1 protein-coding gene is annotated in these 294 nt (G+C 69.7%); it reads right to left on the bottom strand.

Annotated features, from left to right (window positions below; all coding sequences use genetic code 11):
* On the bottom strand, positions 1 to 247 hold a 247-nt coding region (locus tag ACNPM4_RS06035; RefSeq protein ID WP_448985063.1), incomplete at its 3' end, for a motility-associated protein.
* Positions 248 to 294 lie beyond the last annotated feature (47 nt).

The raw sequence follows: 294 nt of genomic DNA, 5'->3' as shown, positions 1-294 counted from the left end.
CGACCACCGTGTCGATCATGCTCGACGCGGTGCGGCGCTCGCCGCGGAAGGCGCGGGGGAGCGACTTGACCGCATGCAGCGCATCGCGCACGGTGCCGCTCGCGATGCCGACGGCGATCGTGGCTCCGAAGACCAGCACCATCGGGGCGGGGATCAGCAGCGATCCGATGGTCGCGCCTTCGAGGTTGATCATGGCGATCAAAGCGCCGAACGCGAGGACCAGCCCGAGGATGAGGGACGGATCCATCAGCGGTCCGTCTCGGTGTCGGTGGGAGCTGCGGGGGCGTCGTGGGG

Source organism: Microbacterium umsixpiens (assembly GCF_053543675.1).
This window is presented reverse-complemented; position numbering and strand designations above follow the sequence as displayed.